Consider the following 17611-nt stretch of genomic DNA (forward strand, 5'->3'; position numbering starts at 1 on the left):
CGGCCCCTTTCGACAGCGGCGAGTGCCGGCGTGCCGCCTCCGTTCGACATGCCGATCAGAAATGCTTGGCCGACTCAATGCTTAGAAGTGTCGGCCGTGAGATTCTTCCTGCTTTGTATCATGTCGTCGATCAGCTGAACCATTTGAGGCAGCAGTTTGCGAAGTCGCGAAGTCGCGCTACGAAGGCCGTTGACCACATCGGGATTCATCATGGGGTCATAGGCGGGATCCAGAACCCGGTACGACGCGATGTGAGTATGCCGCGCGACGGCCCAAACGGTTCCCGTTTGGGTGGCCTGTTCGGATGTTCCGTGAAGTACAGCGCTGACGCGGCCGATCAAGGGCATACGTTCATCCAGCGTGGCCGTCGGGAATGCCTGTCCGATCGTCGGATCCAACACACGCCCCTGCCTCGGCAGATAGAGCACGGCGTGCCCACTCCATCGCGAAACCCCATCTGACCAGGACGGCGTGTCGGACCCGACCACGGCAAGCTCACGCTGAGATACCTTGTCGAGGACCGTCAACGACACGGGAACCATTCGGCTCTCCACGCCAACGGCTTCGAGGACCATTTGTAACTGGTAGCACGCGCTGACGCACTGATTGAGGCCGAGGCGGCCGGGGTCCCCAGACCCCACCCACCCGATAAGGGCTGCCGCAAGAGTTGCTTGGTCGTCGTCGCCTGCCGACAGAATGCGTTCACTCCACTGAAGGATCGCTTTGCCGAGCAAGGTACCCTCTCGGTGCGCTCGATGAGCGGGGTTCCCGCCTGATCGTTTTCTCTTCTTACTCATGTCCCAGTCCTCTTCAACACGCGACGCTCGCAGACCATCTGCCGACGCCGTTCAACGCACCCTGCATCCGGGTCCGCGTGTGCGCACACGCGTGTACCAAGATGACGCCGTTCGGGTATACGACCCGACGAAAACCCTGCTCCGGAGGAACAGGATTGTTTTACTAGGAGCGGCGAACGGCAGCGACCCAGCAACAACTATGCGCTGCCCGGCGAACCCCACGCGGCCGACATCTCCGAGCGCTGAACTAAACGACGACAGATCGCCGACAGCTTCGCCCTTCGTCATGACTGCAGCGCCTCGAGGCCGGAACGCACCCCGCTCCGCTTGGAGGTCGTGGCCGCGCCACACTTGCCGTTACCCGGCACACGATTGGCCGGCCCGGTGAACACCGAACCGACCAATCCCCTAGTACTGACGCCTGAAACTACTCCGAGCCGACCGCCTTGTCGGCCGCATCACGAGCGCCGTCGATCTGCTCGTCGAACTTTCCACCGGTGACTTTCTTGGCCGCATCGGCGACACCGCCAAGCAGCTTGTCACTGATGTCCTCGGCCTGCTCGCTCTTCAGCGCGTCCTTGACCTTATTGTCCTTCAGGAACTCCTGAGCCTTCTTCGTGACATCTTCGAGTGCCATGCGTTGATCCCCCTTCACCGACCCCATCTGGGCCCTCCGCCCATTCTCGGTCCGCCACCGCCACTCCGGCTAGCCCCAAACCCCAAACGTCTCACCAGGAATGGCCACAACAAAAATGAGCTCGCTCACAGCTGCGCAGCCAGTATCCGGGTGTTCTGATAATCAATCCCGCACCTGCCGCCGTCTGCCGCGACCGTGCGTACCGTGTCGGCAGGTGCGTACACAGTTGACCGGCCCTGCCCTCGAACGCACCTCCAGCCTGGATTGGAGCGATCGCCGCGGCACACGGTGTGATCGTCGTCGTGGCGGTAGTCCTGACTTATCTCCAAGTGCGGCTCACCTCACGGCAGATCCGCGAGAGAGCGCGGGGTGAAGCCCGGAACAGCAAAGACCAAACGCGGCCCTATATCGGTTTAGACGTCGTACCAAGCCCCGGTCCTGCGCCAGCCTTCGATCGGCTGATTTCAAGCTTCGGCAAGACCACTGCGCGGGACGTAGGGCTGCGGCTTGATGGTGAGGGATTCGGTCCACAGTCCGCGAACGATGAGACCGGACTCGCACTCGGTCGGCTTTTCGCCGAGCCCATGGACACCGGAACAACGCTGTATGTCGTAAACAACCTCGAACTCGATACAAAAATACAGGTCGGCGCCCTTCGACCTGACTGCCCGCATTGTCCAACGAAACCTGAATGTCGATCCGGACATGGACCACAACCTTGAGCTGATTCGTATGACTGTGACCGACTGGGACTCTCCCCGTGTCGAATAACCCGTCCAGCTCACCGTCGGCTGTGAGTCACTGCTCGTCGATGCCCGGAACCCGTTCGATGGAAAGACTCAGCTGATTCGAGGCCCCCGGCCGCACGACGAAGACGGGATGACCTGCCGGGTCATCCTCGCGAGCTGGCGCTAGAGCAACCAGCTCGGACCAGGTACGAGCAGACAATCCCAACGAAAAGAGCTCACCGTTCGGCAACGCAATCGTGAGTTCATCGACACGGTGGGTAGTCGTGCGGTCGCCAGAAGTAATCGCCACGACAAGCTTCGACTGTTCCCCCATACGCCCGAGCATAGCGACGTGCGGTACGCAAGACGTCGAAGAGAGCCGAGCGGCATCTCCCGCCGTCCGGCATCGGTGTAGGAAGTAGTGCCCCATAAGGTGGTGTAGCCTGCGGTGGCCGGCTCGGTCTTGGACGTGAGCGCGGTCACCGTGTGACTCCTTCGAGAAGTCTCTAACCTCCACTCGAAAGGCATCATCACGATGACCGCTCCACATATTGTCGACCCTGCACACCTTCTTGGCGAAGCCCTGACCGACGCGTCTCCCGATCTGATGCGGTCGCTGCTGCAAACCATGATCAACGCGCTCCTCTCTGCCGACGCTGACGCGGTGATCGGCGCCGAGTGGGGCCAACCCACCCCGGGTCGCACCGTCCAACGCAACGGCTACCGGCACCGCGACCTCGATACCCGCGCCGGGACCATCGATGTCGCGATCCCGAAGCTGCGCTCTGGCACCTACTTCCCGGAGTGGCTCCTCGAGCGCCGCAAACGCGCCGAGACCGCCCTGATCACCGTCGTCGCGGACTGCTACCTCGCCGGCGTCTCCACACGCCGCATGGACAAACTCGTGAAGACCCTCGGGATTCACTCGTTGTCGAAGTCGCAAGTGTCCCGGATGGCTGCGGACCTCGACGAGCACGTTGACCAATTCCGACACCGCCCGCTCGGTGATGCCGGCCCATTCACGTTCGTCGCCGCCGACGCTCTCACCATGAAAGTCCGCGAAGGCGGACGCGTCATCAACGCCGTTGTTCTCGTCGCGACCGGGGTCAACGCCGATGGGCGCCGCGAGGTCCTGGGCCTGCGGGTGGCCACGTCGGAGACCGGGGCGGCGTGGAACACGTTCTTCGCCGACCTCGTCGCCCGCGGTCTGACCGGGGTTCGTCTGGTCACTTCCGACGCGCACCGCGGTCTGGTCGAGGCGATCGCCGCGAACTTCCCCGGCGCGGCCTGGCAACGCTGCCGCACCCACTACGCCGCGAACCTGATGTCGGTGACCCCGAAGAGTCTCTGGCCCGCGGTCAAGGCTATGCTGCACTCCGTTTACGACCAGCCCGACGCCGACGCCGTCCACGCCCAGTTCGACCGGCTGTTGGACTACGTCGACGGGAAACTGCCCGCAGCTCACGAACACCTCGACGCTGCCCGCGCCGACATCCTCGCGTTCACCGGGTTCCCCGAGGGGCTCTGGCAGCAGATCTGGTCGAACAACCCGAACGAGCGCCTGAATCGTGAAATCCGTCGCCGCACCGACTCCGTCGGCATCTTCCCCAATCGCGACGCGATCACCCGGCTCGTCGGCGCCGTCCTTGCCGAACAGACCGATGAATGGGCCGAGGGACGCCGCTACCTCGGACTCGACATCCTCGCCAAGAGCCGCCTCACCATCGTCCCCGACACCGGAACCGAGGTGCCCGAACCAGAACTCGCCCTCAGCGCCTAACCCAACGAATCGAAGGACACACGGCTACACCACTCCACGGGGCTTGACCCTCCGCGTACCGGTTCCTGGATGAGGTGGATCGCATCTCGGAAGTGATCGCTACGGTGAGGCGTTTGATGGCGTCTGCGTGAGCGAGGCGGAACAGTTCCGGGCGGCGGTGCGGAGCGTGCTTGCTGAACCGGTCGGGTTCCTCGCCACGGCGGAGGGGGCGGCAGCGTTGGAGTTGCTGCAACGCCGGGTGGGGCGGCCCGTGATGAGCCTGGCTCGACGGTGTCTTGCCCTTGGTTTGATGGAGACTCTGATCGTCCTGAAAGGATGAGGAGTATGCCAGCTTTGAGGAAGTACCCGGCGGAATTGAGAGAGCGTGCAGTGCGCCTTGTGTTCGAGGCGCGTGATGCGGATGGGGGCCGCCGTGGTGTGTGTACCAGGATCGGCCGGCAGCTTGGTGTCCCGTCGGACACGTTGCGTGGCTGGGTCCAGCGCGCCGAGGTCGATGGGGGTCTGCGTTCGGGGACGTCCACTGATACTGCGGTTCGCCTGGTCGAGGTGGAGCGTGAGGTGAGGGAGTTGCGGCGGGCGAACGCGATTTTGCGGAGCGCGTCGGCTTTCTTCGCGGCGGAGCTCGACCGCCCACACAGCAGATGATCGCCTACATCGATGAACACAAGGAAGAGTTCGGGGTCGAGCCGATCTGCAGGGAACTGCCGATTGCCCCGCAGACGTACTATGCCGCGCGGTCTCGGCCGCCCTCGCAGCGGTCCGTCAGTGACGAGGACACCGTGGTGAAGGTCCGTGCCGTGCACCAAGCGAACTATGGCGTCTATGGCGTCCGGAAGGTCCATGCGCAGCTGCGTCGCGACGGCCACCGGGTGGCCAGGTGCACGATCGAGCGGCTCATGCGTCGGGAGGGTCTCCGCGGGATCTCGCGGGCCAAGGGGCCACGCACGACGATCCCTGGGCCATTCACGGATCGTCCGGGGGACCTCGTTGACCGACGGTTCACCGCACCGGCACCGGACTGCCTCTGGGTTGCGGACATCACCTACATTCGGACGTTCTCCGGCTGGGTGTATGCCGCGTTCGTATTGGACGTGGGTCAAGTCCAAACGCGTGGTGTAACGGGATTGCCGCGTGATTCTTGGATTTCTAGGCGCTGAGGGCGCCGAGTTCGGTTGTTTGTTCCTCCTTGTCGGTCGGGACGAGGGTGAGGCGTGAGCGGCTGAGGACGTCGAGGCCGAGATAGCGGCGGCCTTCGATCCACTCGTCGTGTTGTTCGGCCAGGACCGCTCCGACGAGGCGGATCAGGGAGCCGCGGTCGGGGAAGATACCCACGACGTCGGTGCGGCGGCGGATCTCGCGATTGAGGCGCTCCTGCGGGTTGTTGGACCAGAGCTGGCGCCAGATCTCCTTCGGGAAGCCGGTGAACGCGAGCACGTCCGCCCGGGCGGTCTCGAGGTGGGTGGCGACTGCGGGGAGCTTCTCTTCCAGGGCGTTCAGGACCCGGTCGAACTGTGCGTGGACGGCGTCCTTGTCGGGCTGGTCATAGACCGAGTGGAGCAGGGTCTTCACCCACGGCCAGCTGGACTTCGGGGTCGCGGACATCAGATTCGCGGCGTAGTGGGTGCGACAGCGCTGCCAGGTCGCGCCGGGCAGCGTCGCCCCGATCGCCGCGACGAGGCCGGCGTGAGCGTCGCTGGTGACGAGCTTCACCCCGGTGAGGCCGCGGGCAGTCAGGTCGCGGAAAAAGCCCAGCCAGCCGGCGCCGTCTTCGGCGCTGGTGACCTGCAAGCCCAGGATCTCACGGTGCCCGTCCTTGTTCACGCCCGTCGCGAGGAGCGCGTGGACGTTAGCGACACGGCCGCCCTCGCGCACCTTCAGCACCAGGGCGTCGGCGGCGACGAACGTGTAGGGGCCAGCGTCGAGGGGCCGGGTGCGGAACTGCTCGACCTGCTCGTCGAGGTCGGTGGCCATGATCGACACCTGCGACTTGGACAGACGAGTGATGCCGAGGGACTCGACGAGTTTCTCCATCCGCCTGGTCGAGACCCCGAGCAGGTAGCAGGTCGCCACGACGCTGGTCAGGGCGGCCTCGGCACGGCGGCGCCGCTCGAGGAGCCAGTCCGGGAAGTACGTTCCGGTGCGCAGCTTCGGGATCGCGACGTCGAGAGTGCCGGTGCGGGTGTCGAAATCCCGGTGCCGGTAGCCGTTGCGGGAGTTGGTCCGGTCGGCGGAGATCTGGCCGTATTCGGCCCCGCAGACGGCTTCGGCCTCGGCGCTCATCAGCGCGTTGATGAACGTGGTCAGCATCTGCCGCATCAGGTCCGGCGAGGCTTGCTCGAGTTGTTCGGACAGGAAACGGGCAGGGTCAATAAAATGGGGTGCGGTCATCGCGTGTACTCCTTCGGAAAAGACTTGATCGGTCTTTCCAAGAATCACGCGGTGGCCGCCTCACATCGGTGCAACACGCCCATCAGGGCCGGGGTTACACCACGCTATTGGACGCAACCTGGACGTGTTCTCCCGCCGGATCGTGGGCTGGCAGCTCTCCACAACCATGCACACCGAGCTTGCCCTCGATGCTCTCGAGATGGGCGTCTGGACGCGGCAGCGTGCCGGCCGGGACCTGTCACAACTTGTCCACCACTCGGATCGTGGAGTCCAATATCGTGCCGTGCGCTACACCGACCGCCTCGCTGAGGCAGAAGCAGTCGCCTCGGTTGGGTCCAAGGGCGACAGCTACGACAACGCGATGGCCGAGGCGCTGAACTCTCTATTCAAGGCCGAACTGATCCGCAACCTCGGCCCGTGGAAGGGGATCGACGAGCTCGAGATCGCGGTCGCGGAATACATCGACTGGTACAACCACCGCCGGCTCCACGGCGAGATCGGACACATCCCACCCGTCGAAGCCGAGAACAACTTCTACACGCAACTGCCCACCATCACCGTGATGGAACGGGTCTAACCGAGCCTCTACCAAACCCGGGGCTTGACACTCCTACGAAACCGTCGAACTCCATGCCGCCGCCGAACGCTTCTCTGGTCTGCTCCCAGAAGAGGTATCTGCGGTGGCGAACATCGCTTGGGGCGCCCGGAACCGGGGCGCAGAGACCTCGCTTCTGGGGTGGTTCCTCAGAACTCCGCACCTGTCCGTGAAGTCGTCTCCGACGCACCTGACTGCGCTGGTGCAGTATCAACGTCGCATGGCTGCTGCCGCCCCGGTCACCGCCTGACCCGGTTGGGTGTTGCGCGCGTGGGTACGTCTGTGTGGTGAGGGCATCACTGAGATGTCCTGCCCCATACACACAGGAAGGTGCTCCGGTTTTGGATCACACCACAGCACTCACTCGCCACACACGGCGGATATGGGGGAGAGCCGGCACACTCACCCTCACCACCACCATCGCTCTCACCCCGCTCTCTTTCATCTCACCGCCAACCGCACACGCCGCCACCACAGCATCAGTCGACAGCCCGCAGGCCCGGGCCTCACATGGGTATGGGTATGACATCGGTGACGGGTTCATCGGCCAGGAGATCATCAACGGCGTCGCGACCTACTGCCTGGAAATCCTGGCATCCCCGCCAACGGGATCGAGTGTGTTCCTCGGCCACCAAGGGTGGGGATCGATGAGTGCGGACGATAACGCCCGGGTGAACTGGGCCGTCTCGAACTACGGACAATACCCCGACCACAACTGGGCGGCCGCCACACACCTGTTCGTCTGGTCTCTTGCTGATGCTGGTGTGTACAACAGCCACGGCATGTCCGGCGACACCTACTACGTTGCCCGCGCGCCCCGCAGTGAACGTGCGGACATTCTCGCGAAACTCGCCCAGATCCGTGCTGACGCCCCCAGTATCACCGCAGGGCAGACCAGTGGTGGCGGCGGCCTTGGTCTGGACGTGCAGGGCGACAATAACTATGTCGGCACTGTCACGGTTTCAGGTCTCAACCCCGGGAGCGCTTCGGGCACGCTCACGCTCACCAACGGCGTGTTCACCGACACTGGTTCGTCCTCGATCGCCGGCGTGGTCAATGGAATGGTGCTGCCAGTGCGCGGCAATCCACAGGACGGGGTCGTCGACTACAAGATCGGCGCGTCCGGGTCTTTCAGTAAGGACACTGGGTATGCCGGTCAGGTCGGCGTGTATCAGACCGCTGGAGGTGCGCAGCAGCACACCGCAGGCCCTGGACCGCGCTCGAGTGTGTCGTTCACCCTCGCTGCCGAGGACCCGATGATCCGGTCGACGAAGTTCCAACCGATCGTCACCAGCCAGATGCAGCAAGCACTCGTCGGCCCTGGCGGCACGATCACCGATCACGCAGTGTGCGAGATCGCGATGGACAGTCTCACACCGGAGTGGCGGCGAAACCGTGATGGATCCGGCGTCGACGTGCTCTGGGACGTCGCCTTCTACGAAAAGGGCGACGATGAAAATGACCTCCCGGAGGTTCCCGCAGGACGTGAACCGATCGGGACCGGGGAGGCGAGCTGTGACGGTGTTGGTGACGTGATGGAGACCTCTATCGTGTTGCCGGCCGGGATCACCGGTGCGATCACCGCGGTATGGTCGATGGCCCTGGATCGGCAAGACGACATGACGGCGAAGACGTTGCAGGGGGACTGGCACGACCTGTTCGGGCTTGCCGCTGAGACGTCGATGGCGCCGAGAGTGACCACGAAAGCGGTCCCGGCAGTGTACGACGGCGAAGAATACGGCGACACCGCCGTCCACACCGATGTCGAGCTGTATCCGGCCACAGCTGTGCAAACGTTCACGGCCTACCAGATCAGAAATGGGCAGCACCTGTGTGATGCGTCGACGGTATACCGGGCAGAGTCGGAACCGATCCTCATCGACGGACGCACCGAAGTCCCAGGCCCCACCTTCATCGCCAGCTCCGACATGGGCGAAGGGGTGAACTGGATCGAACGCACCTACGCCGACGACACCAAGAAAGTACTCCTCAGTGAAGGCACCTGCGCTGACCCCGACGAACAGACGCTCCGGAAGGTGGGACCAGTCCCGCCCCTCGCAAGCACCGGTTTTGCCGGGTCCGCGATCGGTTGGGTCGCCGGGAGCGTCGTCGCCCTCGGGTTGGCGTTGCTGGCAGGATTGGCTATCCGCCGCCGAGCCAAGGCTGAACCACTGGCCAACGAGAACGCCGAAGAGTAACCTTAGAACCCACTGAACACAGCAGCGCCTCGGACCTCTTACGGCCGAGGCGCTGCTGTTTTTCCCAAGACGGGGTCAAGTCCAAACGCGTGGTGTAACGGGATTGCCGCGTGATTCTTGGATTTCTAGGCGCTGAGGGCGCCGAGTTCGGTTGTTTGTTCCTCCTTGTCGGTCGGGACGAGGGTGAGGCGTGAGCGGCTGAGGACGTCGAGGCCGAGATAGCGGCGGCCTTCGATCCACTCGTCGTGTTGTTCGGCCAGGACCGCTCCGACGAGGCGGATCAGGGAGCCGCGGTCGGGGAAGATACCCACGACGTCGGTGCGGCGGCGGATCTCGCGATTGAGGCGCTCCTGCGGGTTGTTGGACCAGAGCTGGCGCCAGATCTCCTTCGGGAAGCCGGTGAACGCGAGCACGTCCGCCCGGGCGGTCTCGAGGTGGGTGGCGACTGCGGGGAGCTTCTCTTCCAGGGCGTTCAGGACCCGGTCGAACTGTGCGTGGACGGCGTCCTTGTCGGGCTGGTCATAGACCGAGTGGAGCAGGGTCTTCACCCACGGCCAGCTGGACTTCGGGGTCGCGGACATCAGATTCGCGGCGTAGTGGGTGCGACAGCGCTGCCAGGTCGCGCCGGGCAGCGTCGCCCCGATCGCCGCGACGAGGCCGGCGTGAGCGTCGCTGGTGACGAGCTTCACCCCGGTGAGGCCGCGGGCAGTCAGGTCGCGGAAAAAGCCCAGCCAGCCGGCGCCGTCTTCGGCGCTGGTGACCTGCAAGCCCAGGATCTCACGGTGCCCGTCCTTGTTCACGCCCGTCGCGAGGAGCGCGTGGACGTTAGCGACACGGCCGCCCTCGCGCACCTTCAGCACCAGGGCGTCGGCGGCGACGAACGTGTAGGGGCCAGCGTCGAGGGGCCGGGTGCGGAACTGCTCGACCTGCTCGTCGAGGTCGGTGGCCATGATCGACACCTGCGACTTGGACAGACGAGTGATGCCGAGGGACTCGACGAGTTTCTCCATCCGCCTGGTCGAGACCCCGAGCAGGTAGCAGGTCGCCACGACGCTGGTCAGGGCGGCCTCGGCACGGCGGCGCCGCTCGAGGAGCCAGTCCGGGAAGTACGTTCCGGTGCGCAGCTTCGGGATCGCGACGTCGAGAGTGCCGGTGCGGGTGTCGAAATCCCGGTGCCGGTAGCCGTTGCGGGAGTTGGTCCGGTCGGCGGAGATCTGGCCGTATTCGGCCCCGCAGACGGCTTCGGCCTCGGCGCTCATCAGCGCGTTGATGAACGTGGTCAGCATCTGCCGCATCAGGTCCGGCGAGGCTTGCTCGAGTTGTTCGGACAGGAAACGGGCAGGGTCAATAAAATGGGGTGCGGTCATCGCGTGTACTCCTTCGGAAAAGACTTGATCGGTCTTTCCAAGAATCACGCGGTGGCCGCCTCACATCGGTGCAACACGCCCATCAGGGCCGGGGTTACACCACGCTATTGGACGCAACCCAAGACGGCCTAACTGCAGGTCCAATCGATGCTCCACCCTGATCCGGAGTCATACACACCAGAGGTCGACGCAACTCCCGAACCAGGGATAAAGATGACCGTGTTGTTGTAGCTGGACCAAGCACTCCCACCATCACCGCTACACGTCGAGGAACCAGAAACAACGCTCGGACGACTCGGCGCAGGTGCCGAACCTCCACCATCCCCACTGCCACCGGAACTTCCTCCACCACCCGGACCACCACCATCTCCGCCGTCACTCCCGGAACCGGAGCCGCCGCTCCCGCCGCCGTTGCCGGAGGGACGACTGGGGCTGGGTTTGCGCTCACCGCTGCCCGGGTCGACATACGTGTCAGCGCCCGCGGCTGCAGCCTCATCGATCGCTTTCTGTGTCTCGACCACGACATGGGATGCCTGCACGGTTTTCATCGCATCGATGTAGCCACGCTCAAGCATCGCAAGGCCAGGCATGTCGATACCTGCTTGCAGGGCGGTGAGTGCCGCCTGCAAGGTATCCCGAGAGCGTTGGTCCGCGGACGGCAGCGTCGCGACAAGCGCTGCCGCTGCGGCAGGGGGAGGTTTCGGCGACGTCGACCAGAGTGCGGTTGGTTTCGTCGGTGAGGACGGCGAGCTGTTTGGTCGCAGCGGTCAGCTTCCTCGTGTTCTTCGACACGGCTGCGGTGGCGCGCTCGAGCGTGGCCCGGACGGTGTGGATGTGGGCGGTGTTCCAGTTGGAGGGGATGATCCTGGTCACCGTCGCGGTCTCCGGTTCCGGAACCACCGGAGCCGCTGCGCCTTCCGGGATATAGGTGCCGATGTCCCTGACGAGAGTCTGCATGGTGGTGTCGAGAGCGGTGATGGTGTCCTGGCTGCTGTAGGCGGCGCCGTCCGTCACGATCCCGGCCAACACGCCCGTTTCCGTGTGGGCCGCGTCAAGAGCGGTCTGCAGGTCGATGCTGGCTTTGCGCTGCAGGATCTCCCCTTTCTCCAGAGCAGACACGGCTGTGCGGGCTGCGGTGAGCTCGTCGTCATGGGTGGCTTGCCCAGTCCAGAAGATGCTGCCGGTGATGATCGCTCCCACGATCACAATGCCGCCACCGCGGATCCAGGGGCGCCGCTTCGTGGCCGCTGCCCAACCCACCCCGCGAGTGAGTGTGCTGGCGCCGGTCCGGTGCCTACTTGCTGGGTCGAGGGTGGAGGTTGGGTGGGTGGTGGGCTGTGTTTGTTCGTGTTCCTGCATGAGAGTCCTCATTGTCCTTGCGGTGTCCTGCCGGTACTACCGACAGGTGGCGGGTGATTGGTGTGCGTTTTCGTCGTCGTAGATCACCTCCGGTGCTGGCCGCTGATCATGCGGTGGGGGAGGAGGTCGGGGAGGTCGGCGAATGCTTCTGGCCCGTAGCCCTGGACGGGTTTATCGGGGTGCACGGTTTTCGGGGTGTCGACGCCGAGGATCCGGACCGTGACCGGGTTCCTGTCCTCAGGCGTCACGATGAGGGTGTCGTCGTCGATGACGCGGATCACGGTCGCAGGCTGCGCTTCAGCAACAGCGATGGTGGGCGGGCGGGGCTGGCGCATGAGCGCGCCGGGCACGAACACCCACCCGCAGATGACTACGGCGACGAGCACAACAACCACGACCCACCGGGTGATGTGTCGTTGTCTGCTCATGCGGCACCCTCCAGGGCTCCGAGCGGACGGTGATGCCCCAGACGACACGCAAACGATAGCTCGGTGTCGGGGGTGAGAGTTGGTGCTTCCTGCACGCACGAGCTCTTCATGTTCACGCCCAAGCGGGGTTGTTTCTGCTGTGTCATGTTCGCGCCTGCTCCTCGTGTTGTGGGGTGTGTTCGCAGCGAGGGGATTTCCTCAATCAGCAGAGCAAATGGTCAAGCGGGGAGTGGCCATGCGCGGGGACCTGGGCGGGGTGAAAAGTTCTTCGGCGATGTGAGGGAGCTTGCGCCCGCGTCAGGGAAGTTTTTCGCCCCGTCCAGGCGACGGATGTCGCCGCGTTGGGCGCGGAGGAGCGCAGCCATATGATCGGCGGTCGGGGAAATCCCCGCGCCCAATTCTTGACAGCACTGGCCGCCCCGTGGGCGGCTCCGCATCCCCGGGGATCGGCACGAGCATGGCTCGTTCTATGAGCTCCGACGCCTAGCCGCGCGAGCATGGCGGCGGGGCGATGCCGCACGGTGTCTGCGCCGCTGTCGTACGTCGTGCACGATCCCGTAGACGAGTGCGCTGGCGAAGAGGGCACCGAGAGACACCCACCACTGGGTCGAGGCGATGATGTCGCCGATCATCGCGCCTGCTCCGTTTTCGGACGAACGAAGAGATTCAGGCGCCGGTAGGTGCCGGCAGTCGGGTGCTCCATCGTGTTCGCGCGGAAAAGCCGCCACCCCGCAGCGCGCAGCACCTCCATCTCGGACTCCCATTGCGCTTCCAGGCGGTCTCTGCGCGCGATGAGTTCGGGGGTGTGTGGGTCTTTCGGGATGGAGCCGGTACACCGCGTCGTTCGTTCGAGGTCGTCATCGACATCAGCAGGAGGGACGGCGGCGTCAGACACGATCACGGTTCTTTCTCTCAACGGGTGGCCACACGGAACGAACGGCGTCACTACGTAGATGCGCAGTCCCGCGCATGGTTCGTTGCGCGCGTCAGCACATCTAGGGGGTGAGGGTTCAGCTGGCGCGAGCCTCATCCCCGTGCCAGCTGGATCCTCATCACTGCCCACGCCTGATGAGGAGGCCACATGTCCACGTCCCGTTCCTGCCCTGAGTGCGCGGCGTCGATGCCCGCCGAGCTGAGTGCATGCGGTGCGTGCGGCAGCGCGTTAACACCGGATGACGCATCACCAGCTACATCGGACACGGCCACAGCGGAATCGACGACCGTTGTTTCCAAGAACGCCCCGGCCGCACCCGTCGAGCTTGTCGCCGAACTGCCACCACGAGTGACCGTGCCGATGACTTCGCCTGCTCGGCGACCTCGGTGGGGTCTCATTGCCGGATCACGGCGGCAACGTTCATCTGCGCCTTCGGCGTCGGTGCCACCGTCACCAGTGGTACCGCTGCACCTGCCCCGACACCGACCGCGACGGCAACTGTGCCGGGTGTGACCACACTCCCCGGGTGGGATTCTGTTGCACGCTGGGCTGACAGTACAGCGTCGACGGAACCGGTCGTGTTCGACGCCGACCAAATTGCTGTGATCCGTGACGGACAGGTGCACCTCCTGGACGCGACCACCGGCACAACGGTGACCGTTCTCCCCGGGGACGGAACGACACGTGTGACCACGGGCAGCATCGGCGCCACAAGCGTGCTGCTCGCCGTCAGTGACACCACGATCACCGTCTGGAGCAGCAACGACCCGGTCACGTGGGAGCTTCCAGCAGGCGCGACCGTGAACACGCTCGGTGCCGGTGTGGTGATACGTGCCGCCGACGGGCGGGTGTCGATCCTCACCGACGGCGGGCTGGCGCCATACGCGTCACCCCGGGACGGGGCCGCGCCGTTGGCGGTCACGACGGATGGTGCTTTGCAGTGGGCGTCAGCTCGAGGCGAGATCCTGACCGCTTCACCGGCCGGCACCATCGCCGCAACGACCGTCTTGGCGCCGCCGACAGAGGGCGCGAAAGCGTCCCGCTGGCTCAGTGGCGGACCCATCGCCGTCGTCCGGTGGTCTCTCCCCGACGAAAGCACGGTCCTCGCCACGCACACCACCACTGACGGAGCCATCACCGGACAGATGTCCCTGATCGGCGACACGTCGACCAGTCTCGTGCGCAGCAGCGACAGGGCAAGCGCAATGTACGGGCGCGGACTCATCGATCTCGCCACCGGTGCACTCAGCGTCCCGGACGAAACGTTCACCGCCTCAACCGCGCTAGGCGATGTCTACTACGGCGCCACAGGCACCACATCAGCCATTCTCCGCGCCGGCGTCCTGCACCCCACACCCGCCGCCCCGACCGTCATCCCGGTCGGGGTAACCGGAAACGGCGATCTCGTCGCCACCGTGTCCGGGGTCGTGGCCGTCTACCCGAACACTTCAGCGAAACGTTGATCCAAGCCCGGCCCCGGACGCTTCGGGGCCGTCAACGAAAGGAACACCAACCCATGACCATCCTTCGCACCGGACTGACCGTCGCCGCGATCGCTAGCGCAATCGTCGCCGGCCCAGCCCTCACCGCCTCGGCAAATCCGTTGGATCCCGGAACAACTCCTGCCCCCTATGCGCTGGCCGACCCGGATCCGATTGATCCAGTCGACCCCATCGATCCAGTCGAACCGATCGACCCCATCGATCCTGTTGACCCGGTCGAACCGATCGACCCCATCGATCCCGTCACCCCCACGAATCCGGGCGGGACCGTGGGACCCGGCGGGGGCGAGGAGTCAGGAGCTTCGGGCGGCCACAGCAACGGCGAGAGCAATCGTGGTGGCCGGGACTCCGGGCCCCGTCTCGCCGCTACCGGAGCAGAAACGACGGGTCTCCTGGCCGGCGCAGCAAGCCTGCTGAGCGCCGGTGGCTCGGCTGTGCTGCTCGCACGACGGGCTCGTTTCCGAAAGCAGGCATAGATGACGGCCAGGAAGGCGACGGCCCTCGCCGCGCATTCGAACCATCAACAGACGACACTGCTCTGGGACCAGGTTGCTGCTGTCCAGGCAGCCTTGTCCGGGCGAGCCTGGCAGCTCGAGCTCGCTCCGGATGCCCCGTTGCCTTCCTGGCTGATCCGTCTGACGAGCGGCCACATCGGTCACAGCGCCGATGTCCCCACACCGACCTTGTTTCGCACCGCCGGGATCGGTTCCGCTTGGGCGAATGCGCCCATGGATGTCCTTGAGCTCTACCCGCGCCACCACCGTCAGGCACCCGACGCACGGGAGCGCATTCTCCGCCTCTGGCGAGGCATCGAGAGAGTCCACGGGACGACCGATGCGGATGTGTACGTGCACGGCGATGGCAATCCTGACGGCCGGTTCCGGGCAGAAGTCCATGCCATGTTCGGCACCTTCGAACGGATCCCGGCGGTCGACGAACTCGCCGCGTTCAGCGCAGGATTCCACGTCTCACGGCCCGTGCAGGACGGCGCCCGCACGGTGACGTTGGTGTGGACGCCACGCTTCCAGGGGCGCGAATGAGTGCCCGGGTCTGCTTCCGGTGCGCACGGGAGCTCACGGCGGCTGAGAGTGCGTTCTGCGGGATCTGCGCAACTCCGATCCTCACCCTGCTCGGCGCCCATCCCGGCGCCGGCGTCAGCACCCTCGCGCTCGCGACCGGGTTTCACGACGGCCACCAGGGCGGCCCTGCCACAACCCACCCGGGAGCGGTGCGGTTACTGGTCGGTCGCACCCATGTCGCTGGTCTCGGTTTCGTGCGTGACGCCCTGAGCAGCGGCCGCCTGGCCCTGACTCGTGTCGTGCTGGTCCCGGATGCGCCCGGGCAGCTCCCGAAACCGCTACGGGATCAGATCTCGATCATCTCCGGTGTCATCCCCGTGACCGTGACCCCGTGGGTCGAGTCCTGGCGGTACGCGCCGGGAATCGAGGCCACCCGGCCGGTTACGAAGTTCTTCACCGCTTTGCATGCAGCGCTCGTCGAGCAGCTGCCCGCCCCTCCTTCAATAGAAAGCACATCTCATGCACGTTGATCTGCTCGCTTCGCTCCCGTGGGAGACGATGCTGCACACCGTCGAACCCAAGGCGATCCCCGGTGTTGGAGACGCGTTCAACACGTTCTTCGGGTGGGCGTTGAAGATCCTCTCGATCCTGTCCTTCATCGGTCTGCTCGTCGTGTTCTCCGTCGGCTACGAGTCCTACCGGCACAACCAGGCGCAGGACTTCATGGAGAAGGGCAAGGCGTGGATCATCGCGGCGATCGTCGGCTCTTACGCGTCGAACATCGTCCAGATCTTCTACCCCGGGTTCAAAGTCGCGGCCGTCGCAACCTCGATCCCGGGCATGGACACGCAAGTGACGTCGATCATCGGGAACATCATCTGGTTGCTCGGGTGGGCGGCGTTTGGGTGCATGATCTTCCTCGCGATCCGCGGGTTCATTGCGTTCAAGGACAACGGGATCGGTGAGTTCGTGTCGAAGTTCTACTGGTTCATCGTCGCCAGCCTCGGCATCTCCTTTGCCGCCCAAATTGCCGGGACGTTCTTCCCCGCCGCACTGGACTTCAAGTAAGGGCGGGGCAGGAGTCATGGCGAACAAGCACAAGCAAGCGAGCGGCGATTCCTCGAATTCGTGGCGGGACACGTCTGTGTTCTTCGGCGGCCCCGGACGCCGCTGGACGCTCTGGATCTCGTGGATCGTCATCATTGTGGTCGTGGGGGTGTCGTGCGCGATCCTGTTCTGGCCCAAGCACGACGACACGAGCAGCCAGCCGGCAACGGGCGCGAAGCCCTCGGGCTCGGCGGTAGCCGCGGAGCGTTGTCCGGCGTCGACGTGGGATGAGGCAGCGATCATGCCGCCGAAGGATCTGCGCTGGACGAGCGTGTCAGGTAACCGGTGGCCGACGTCCAAGACCGCCGGCCCTACGGCAACGATCGACGGTCTGCACCGGTGCTTCGCACGCTCACCTGCCGGCGCAGCCCTTGCCGCGGTGAACCTGACCCAGTCGCTGCGGACCGCCGGCCAGGACCTCGCCCACCGCATCCTGGACGCCCAATACGTGCAGAACGCTGGCAAGGACATCTCCGCGGCCGCCGTCGACGAGCTCTACCCGACCCAGCCACCATCGTCCCGGAAGCTCGGCGAGGTCGTCGGCTACACCTTCATCGGTTACTCGACGTCCCTGACCCGAGTGCTCCTGGTGGAGAAATGGGAGCACCGCACACAGTTCACCGGGTTCACCGTCACCCTCGAATGGCTCGACGGTGACTGGCACGTGCTCCTCGACTCCTCGGGGCAGCCGTCCCCGGATGGGGAGATCAGCGTCGACCCCGAAGCATTCACCTACTGGGAAGTCCCAGCATGAGCATCCTCGGCACGGCTA

General features: G+C 64.9%; 19 protein-coding genes and 1 other annotated feature. Of the genes, 11 read left to right on the top strand and 8 right to left on the bottom strand.

The features are described 5' to 3' along the window. Nucleotides 1-74: 74 nt before the first annotated feature. From ABMA10_RS00370 to ABMA10_RS00380, 3 genes are all read right to left on the bottom strand, one after another. The gene (locus ABMA10_RS00370) at nt 75-797 is read right to left on the bottom strand and encodes a hypothetical protein (protein ID WP_431030896.1); all 723 of its coding nucleotides are present in this window, start codon (nt 795-797) and stop codon (nt 75-77) included. Nucleotides 798-1224: 427 nt separating this feature from the next. Next, entirely contained in the window at nt 1225-1434 is a 210-nt protein-coding gene (locus ABMA10_RS00375; protein ID WP_431030897.1) for an antitoxin, read from the bottom strand. A gap of 798 nt (nt 1435-2232) precedes the next feature. Continuing rightward, the gene (locus ABMA10_RS00380) at nt 2233-2496 is read right to left on the bottom strand and encodes a hypothetical protein (RefSeq protein ID WP_431030898.1); all 264 of its coding nucleotides are present in this window, start codon (nt 2494-2496) and stop codon (nt 2233-2235) included. 201 nt (nt 2497-2697) lie between these two features. Here ABMA10_RS00380 and ABMA10_RS00385 point away from each other — a divergent pair, with 201 nt between their 5' ends. From ABMA10_RS00385 to ABMA10_RS00395, 3 genes are all read left to right on the top strand, one after another. After that, nucleotides 2698-3942: an IS256 family transposase gene (locus tag ABMA10_RS00385; protein ID WP_431030682.1), complete on the top strand. Its 1245-nt coding sequence runs from the start codon at nt 2698-2700 to the stop codon at nt 3940-3942. Between the two features lie 324 nt (nt 3943-4266). Then, a complete protein-coding gene (locus ABMA10_RS00390; protein ID WP_431031062.1) occupies nt 4267-4587 on the top strand; it encodes a transposase in 321 nt (106 codons plus the stop codon). Further along, nucleotides 4545-4658 (top strand) — a sequence feature (AL1L pseudoknot). It overlaps the preceding gene by 43 nt. Further along, entirely contained in the window at nt 4584-5099 is a 516-nt protein-coding gene (locus ABMA10_RS00395; RefSeq protein ID WP_431031063.1) for an IS3 family transposase, read from the top strand. Its footprint overlaps the feature before it by 75 nt. Before ABMA10_RS00390 ends, ABMA10_RS00395 begins: the two co-directional genes overlap by 4 nt. Here the strand turns inward: ABMA10_RS00395 and ABMA10_RS00400 are convergent. Continuing rightward, the gene (locus tag ABMA10_RS00400; RefSeq protein WP_431030684.1) at nt 5089-6330 is read right to left on the bottom strand and encodes an IS256 family transposase; all 1242 of its coding nucleotides are present in this window, start codon (nt 6328-6330) and stop codon (nt 5089-5091) included. The two genes, ABMA10_RS00395 and ABMA10_RS00400, sit on opposite strands and share 11 nt — an antisense overlap. Before the next feature lie 124 nt (nt 6331-6454). Between ABMA10_RS00400 and ABMA10_RS00405 the strand changes: the two genes are divergently transcribed. Both ABMA10_RS00405 and ABMA10_RS00410 read left to right on the top strand, forming a co-directional pair. Continuing rightward, a complete protein-coding gene (locus ABMA10_RS00405; RefSeq protein ID WP_431031064.1) occupies nt 6455-6907 on the top strand; it encodes an integrase core domain-containing protein in 453 nt (150 codons plus the stop codon). 359 nt (nt 6908-7266) lie between these two features. After that, nucleotides 7267-9123 carry a hypothetical protein gene (locus ABMA10_RS00410; protein WP_431031065.1) on the top strand — a complete coding sequence of 619 codons (1857 nt, stop codon included), beginning with the start codon at nt 7267-7269 and terminating at the stop codon, nt 9121-9123. A 125-nt stretch (nt 9124-9248) separates the two neighbouring features. Here ABMA10_RS00410 and ABMA10_RS00415 read toward each other — a convergent pair whose 3' ends face one another. The 4 genes from ABMA10_RS00415 to ABMA10_RS00430 form a co-directional block, all read right to left on the bottom strand. After that, nucleotides 9249-10490, bottom strand: coding sequence for an IS256 family transposase (locus tag ABMA10_RS00415; RefSeq protein WP_431030684.1), 1242 nt, complete (start codon nt 10488-10490; stop codon nt 9249-9251). A 567-nt stretch (nt 10491-11057) separates the two neighbouring features. Next, entirely contained in the window at nt 11058-11750 is a 693-nt protein-coding gene (locus ABMA10_RS00420) for a hypothetical protein (RefSeq protein WP_431031066.1), read from the bottom strand. Nucleotides 11751-11932: 182 nt separating this feature from the next. Next, nucleotides 11933-12277, bottom strand: coding sequence for a thermonuclease family protein (locus ABMA10_RS00425; protein WP_431031067.1), 345 nt, complete (start codon nt 12275-12277; stop codon nt 11933-11935). A gap of 628 nt (nt 12278-12905) precedes the next feature. Further along, nucleotides 12906-13172 carry a hypothetical protein gene (locus ABMA10_RS00430; RefSeq protein ID WP_431031068.1) on the bottom strand — a complete coding sequence of 89 codons (267 nt, stop codon included), beginning with the start codon at nt 13170-13172 and terminating at the stop codon, nt 12906-12908. A 617-nt stretch (nt 13173-13789) separates the two neighbouring features. Here ABMA10_RS00430 and ABMA10_RS00435 point away from each other — a divergent pair. From ABMA10_RS00435 to ABMA10_RS00460, 6 genes are read left to right on the top strand one after another with little or no spacing between them, the layout of a single operon-like run. Next, nucleotides 13790-14674, top strand: coding sequence for a hypothetical protein (locus ABMA10_RS00435; protein ID WP_431031069.1), 885 nt, complete (start codon nt 13790-13792; stop codon nt 14672-14674). A gap of 53 nt (nt 14675-14727) precedes the next feature. Then, complete coding sequence (locus tag ABMA10_RS00440) at nt 14728-15189, top strand: hypothetical protein (RefSeq protein WP_431031070.1); 462 nt, start codon at nt 14728-14730, stop codon at nt 15187-15189. Continuing rightward, nucleotides 15190-15753, top strand: a complete 564-nt coding sequence (locus ABMA10_RS00445; protein WP_431031071.1) for a hypothetical protein — start codon at nt 15190-15192, stop codon at nt 15751-15753. After that, nucleotides 15750-16262 (top strand): hypothetical protein, encoded by a 513-nt coding sequence (locus ABMA10_RS00450; protein ID WP_431031072.1) that lies wholly within the window; start codon nt 15750-15752, stop codon nt 16260-16262. Before ABMA10_RS00445 ends, ABMA10_RS00450 begins: the two co-directional genes overlap by 4 nt. Further along, nucleotides 16252-16800, top strand: coding sequence for a hypothetical protein (locus ABMA10_RS00455; protein WP_431031073.1), 549 nt, complete (start codon nt 16252-16254; stop codon nt 16798-16800). The genes ABMA10_RS00450 and ABMA10_RS00455 overlap by 11 nt, the downstream gene beginning before the upstream one ends. A gap of 16 nt (nt 16801-16816) precedes the next feature. Continuing rightward, nucleotides 16817-17593 carry a hypothetical protein gene (locus tag ABMA10_RS00460; RefSeq protein WP_431031074.1) on the top strand — a complete coding sequence of 259 codons (777 nt, stop codon included), beginning with the start codon at nt 16817-16819 and terminating at the stop codon, nt 17591-17593. Nucleotides 17594-17611: the final 18 nt, after the last annotated feature.

The sequence above is a fragment of the Plantibacter sp. RU18 genome, from assembly GCF_050613355.1.
In the GTDB taxonomy this organism is placed as follows: domain Bacteria; phylum Actinomycetota; class Actinomycetes; order Actinomycetales; family Microbacteriaceae; genus Plantibacter.

Coding starts and splice junctions, on each gene's coding strand:
- ABMA10_RS00375 (WP_431030897.1), bottom strand. CDS start 1,434: ATGGCACTCGAAGATGTCACGAAGAAGGCTCAGGAGTTCCTGAAGGAC.
- ABMA10_RS00455 (WP_431031073.1), top strand. CDS start 16,252: ATGCACGTTGATCTGCTCGCTTCGCTCCCGTGGGAGACGATGCTGCAC.
- ABMA10_RS00400 (WP_431030684.1), bottom strand. CDS start 6,330: ATGACCGCACCCCATTTTATTGACCCTGCCCGTTTCCTGTCCGAACAA.
- ABMA10_RS00415 (WP_431030684.1), bottom strand. CDS start 10,490: ATGACCGCACCCCATTTTATTGACCCTGCCCGTTTCCTGTCCGAACAA.
- ABMA10_RS00445 (WP_431031071.1), top strand. CDS start 15,190: ATGACGGCCAGGAAGGCGACGGCCCTCGCCGCGCATTCGAACCATCAA.
- ABMA10_RS00380 (WP_431030898.1), bottom strand. CDS start 2,496: ATGGGGGAACAGTCGAAGCTTGTCGTGGCGATTACTTCTGGCGACCGC.
- ABMA10_RS00460 (WP_431031074.1), top strand. CDS start 16,817: ATGGCGAACAAGCACAAGCAAGCGAGCGGCGATTCCTCGAATTCGTGG.
- ABMA10_RS00440 (WP_431031070.1), top strand. CDS start 14,728: ATGACCATCCTTCGCACCGGACTGACCGTCGCCGCGATCGCTAGCGCA.
- ABMA10_RS00425 (WP_431031067.1), bottom strand. CDS start 12,277: ATGAGCAGACAACGACACATCACCCGGTGGGTCGTGGTTGTTGTGCTC.
- ABMA10_RS00450 (WP_431031072.1), top strand. CDS start 15,750: ATGAGTGCCCGGGTCTGCTTCCGGTGCGCACGGGAGCTCACGGCGGCT.
- ABMA10_RS00385 (WP_431030682.1), top strand. CDS start 2,698: ATGACCGCTCCACATATTGTCGACCCTGCACACCTTCTTGGCGAAGCC.
- ABMA10_RS00390 (WP_431031062.1), top strand. CDS start 4,267: ATGCCAGCTTTGAGGAAGTACCCGGCGGAATTGAGAGAGCGTGCAGTG.
- ABMA10_RS00370 (WP_431030896.1), bottom strand. CDS start 797: ATGAGTAAGAAGAGAAAACGATCAGGCGGGAACCCCGCTCATCGAGCG.
- ABMA10_RS00395 (WP_431031063.1), top strand. CDS start 4,584: ATGATCGCCTACATCGATGAACACAAGGAAGAGTTCGGGGTCGAGCCG.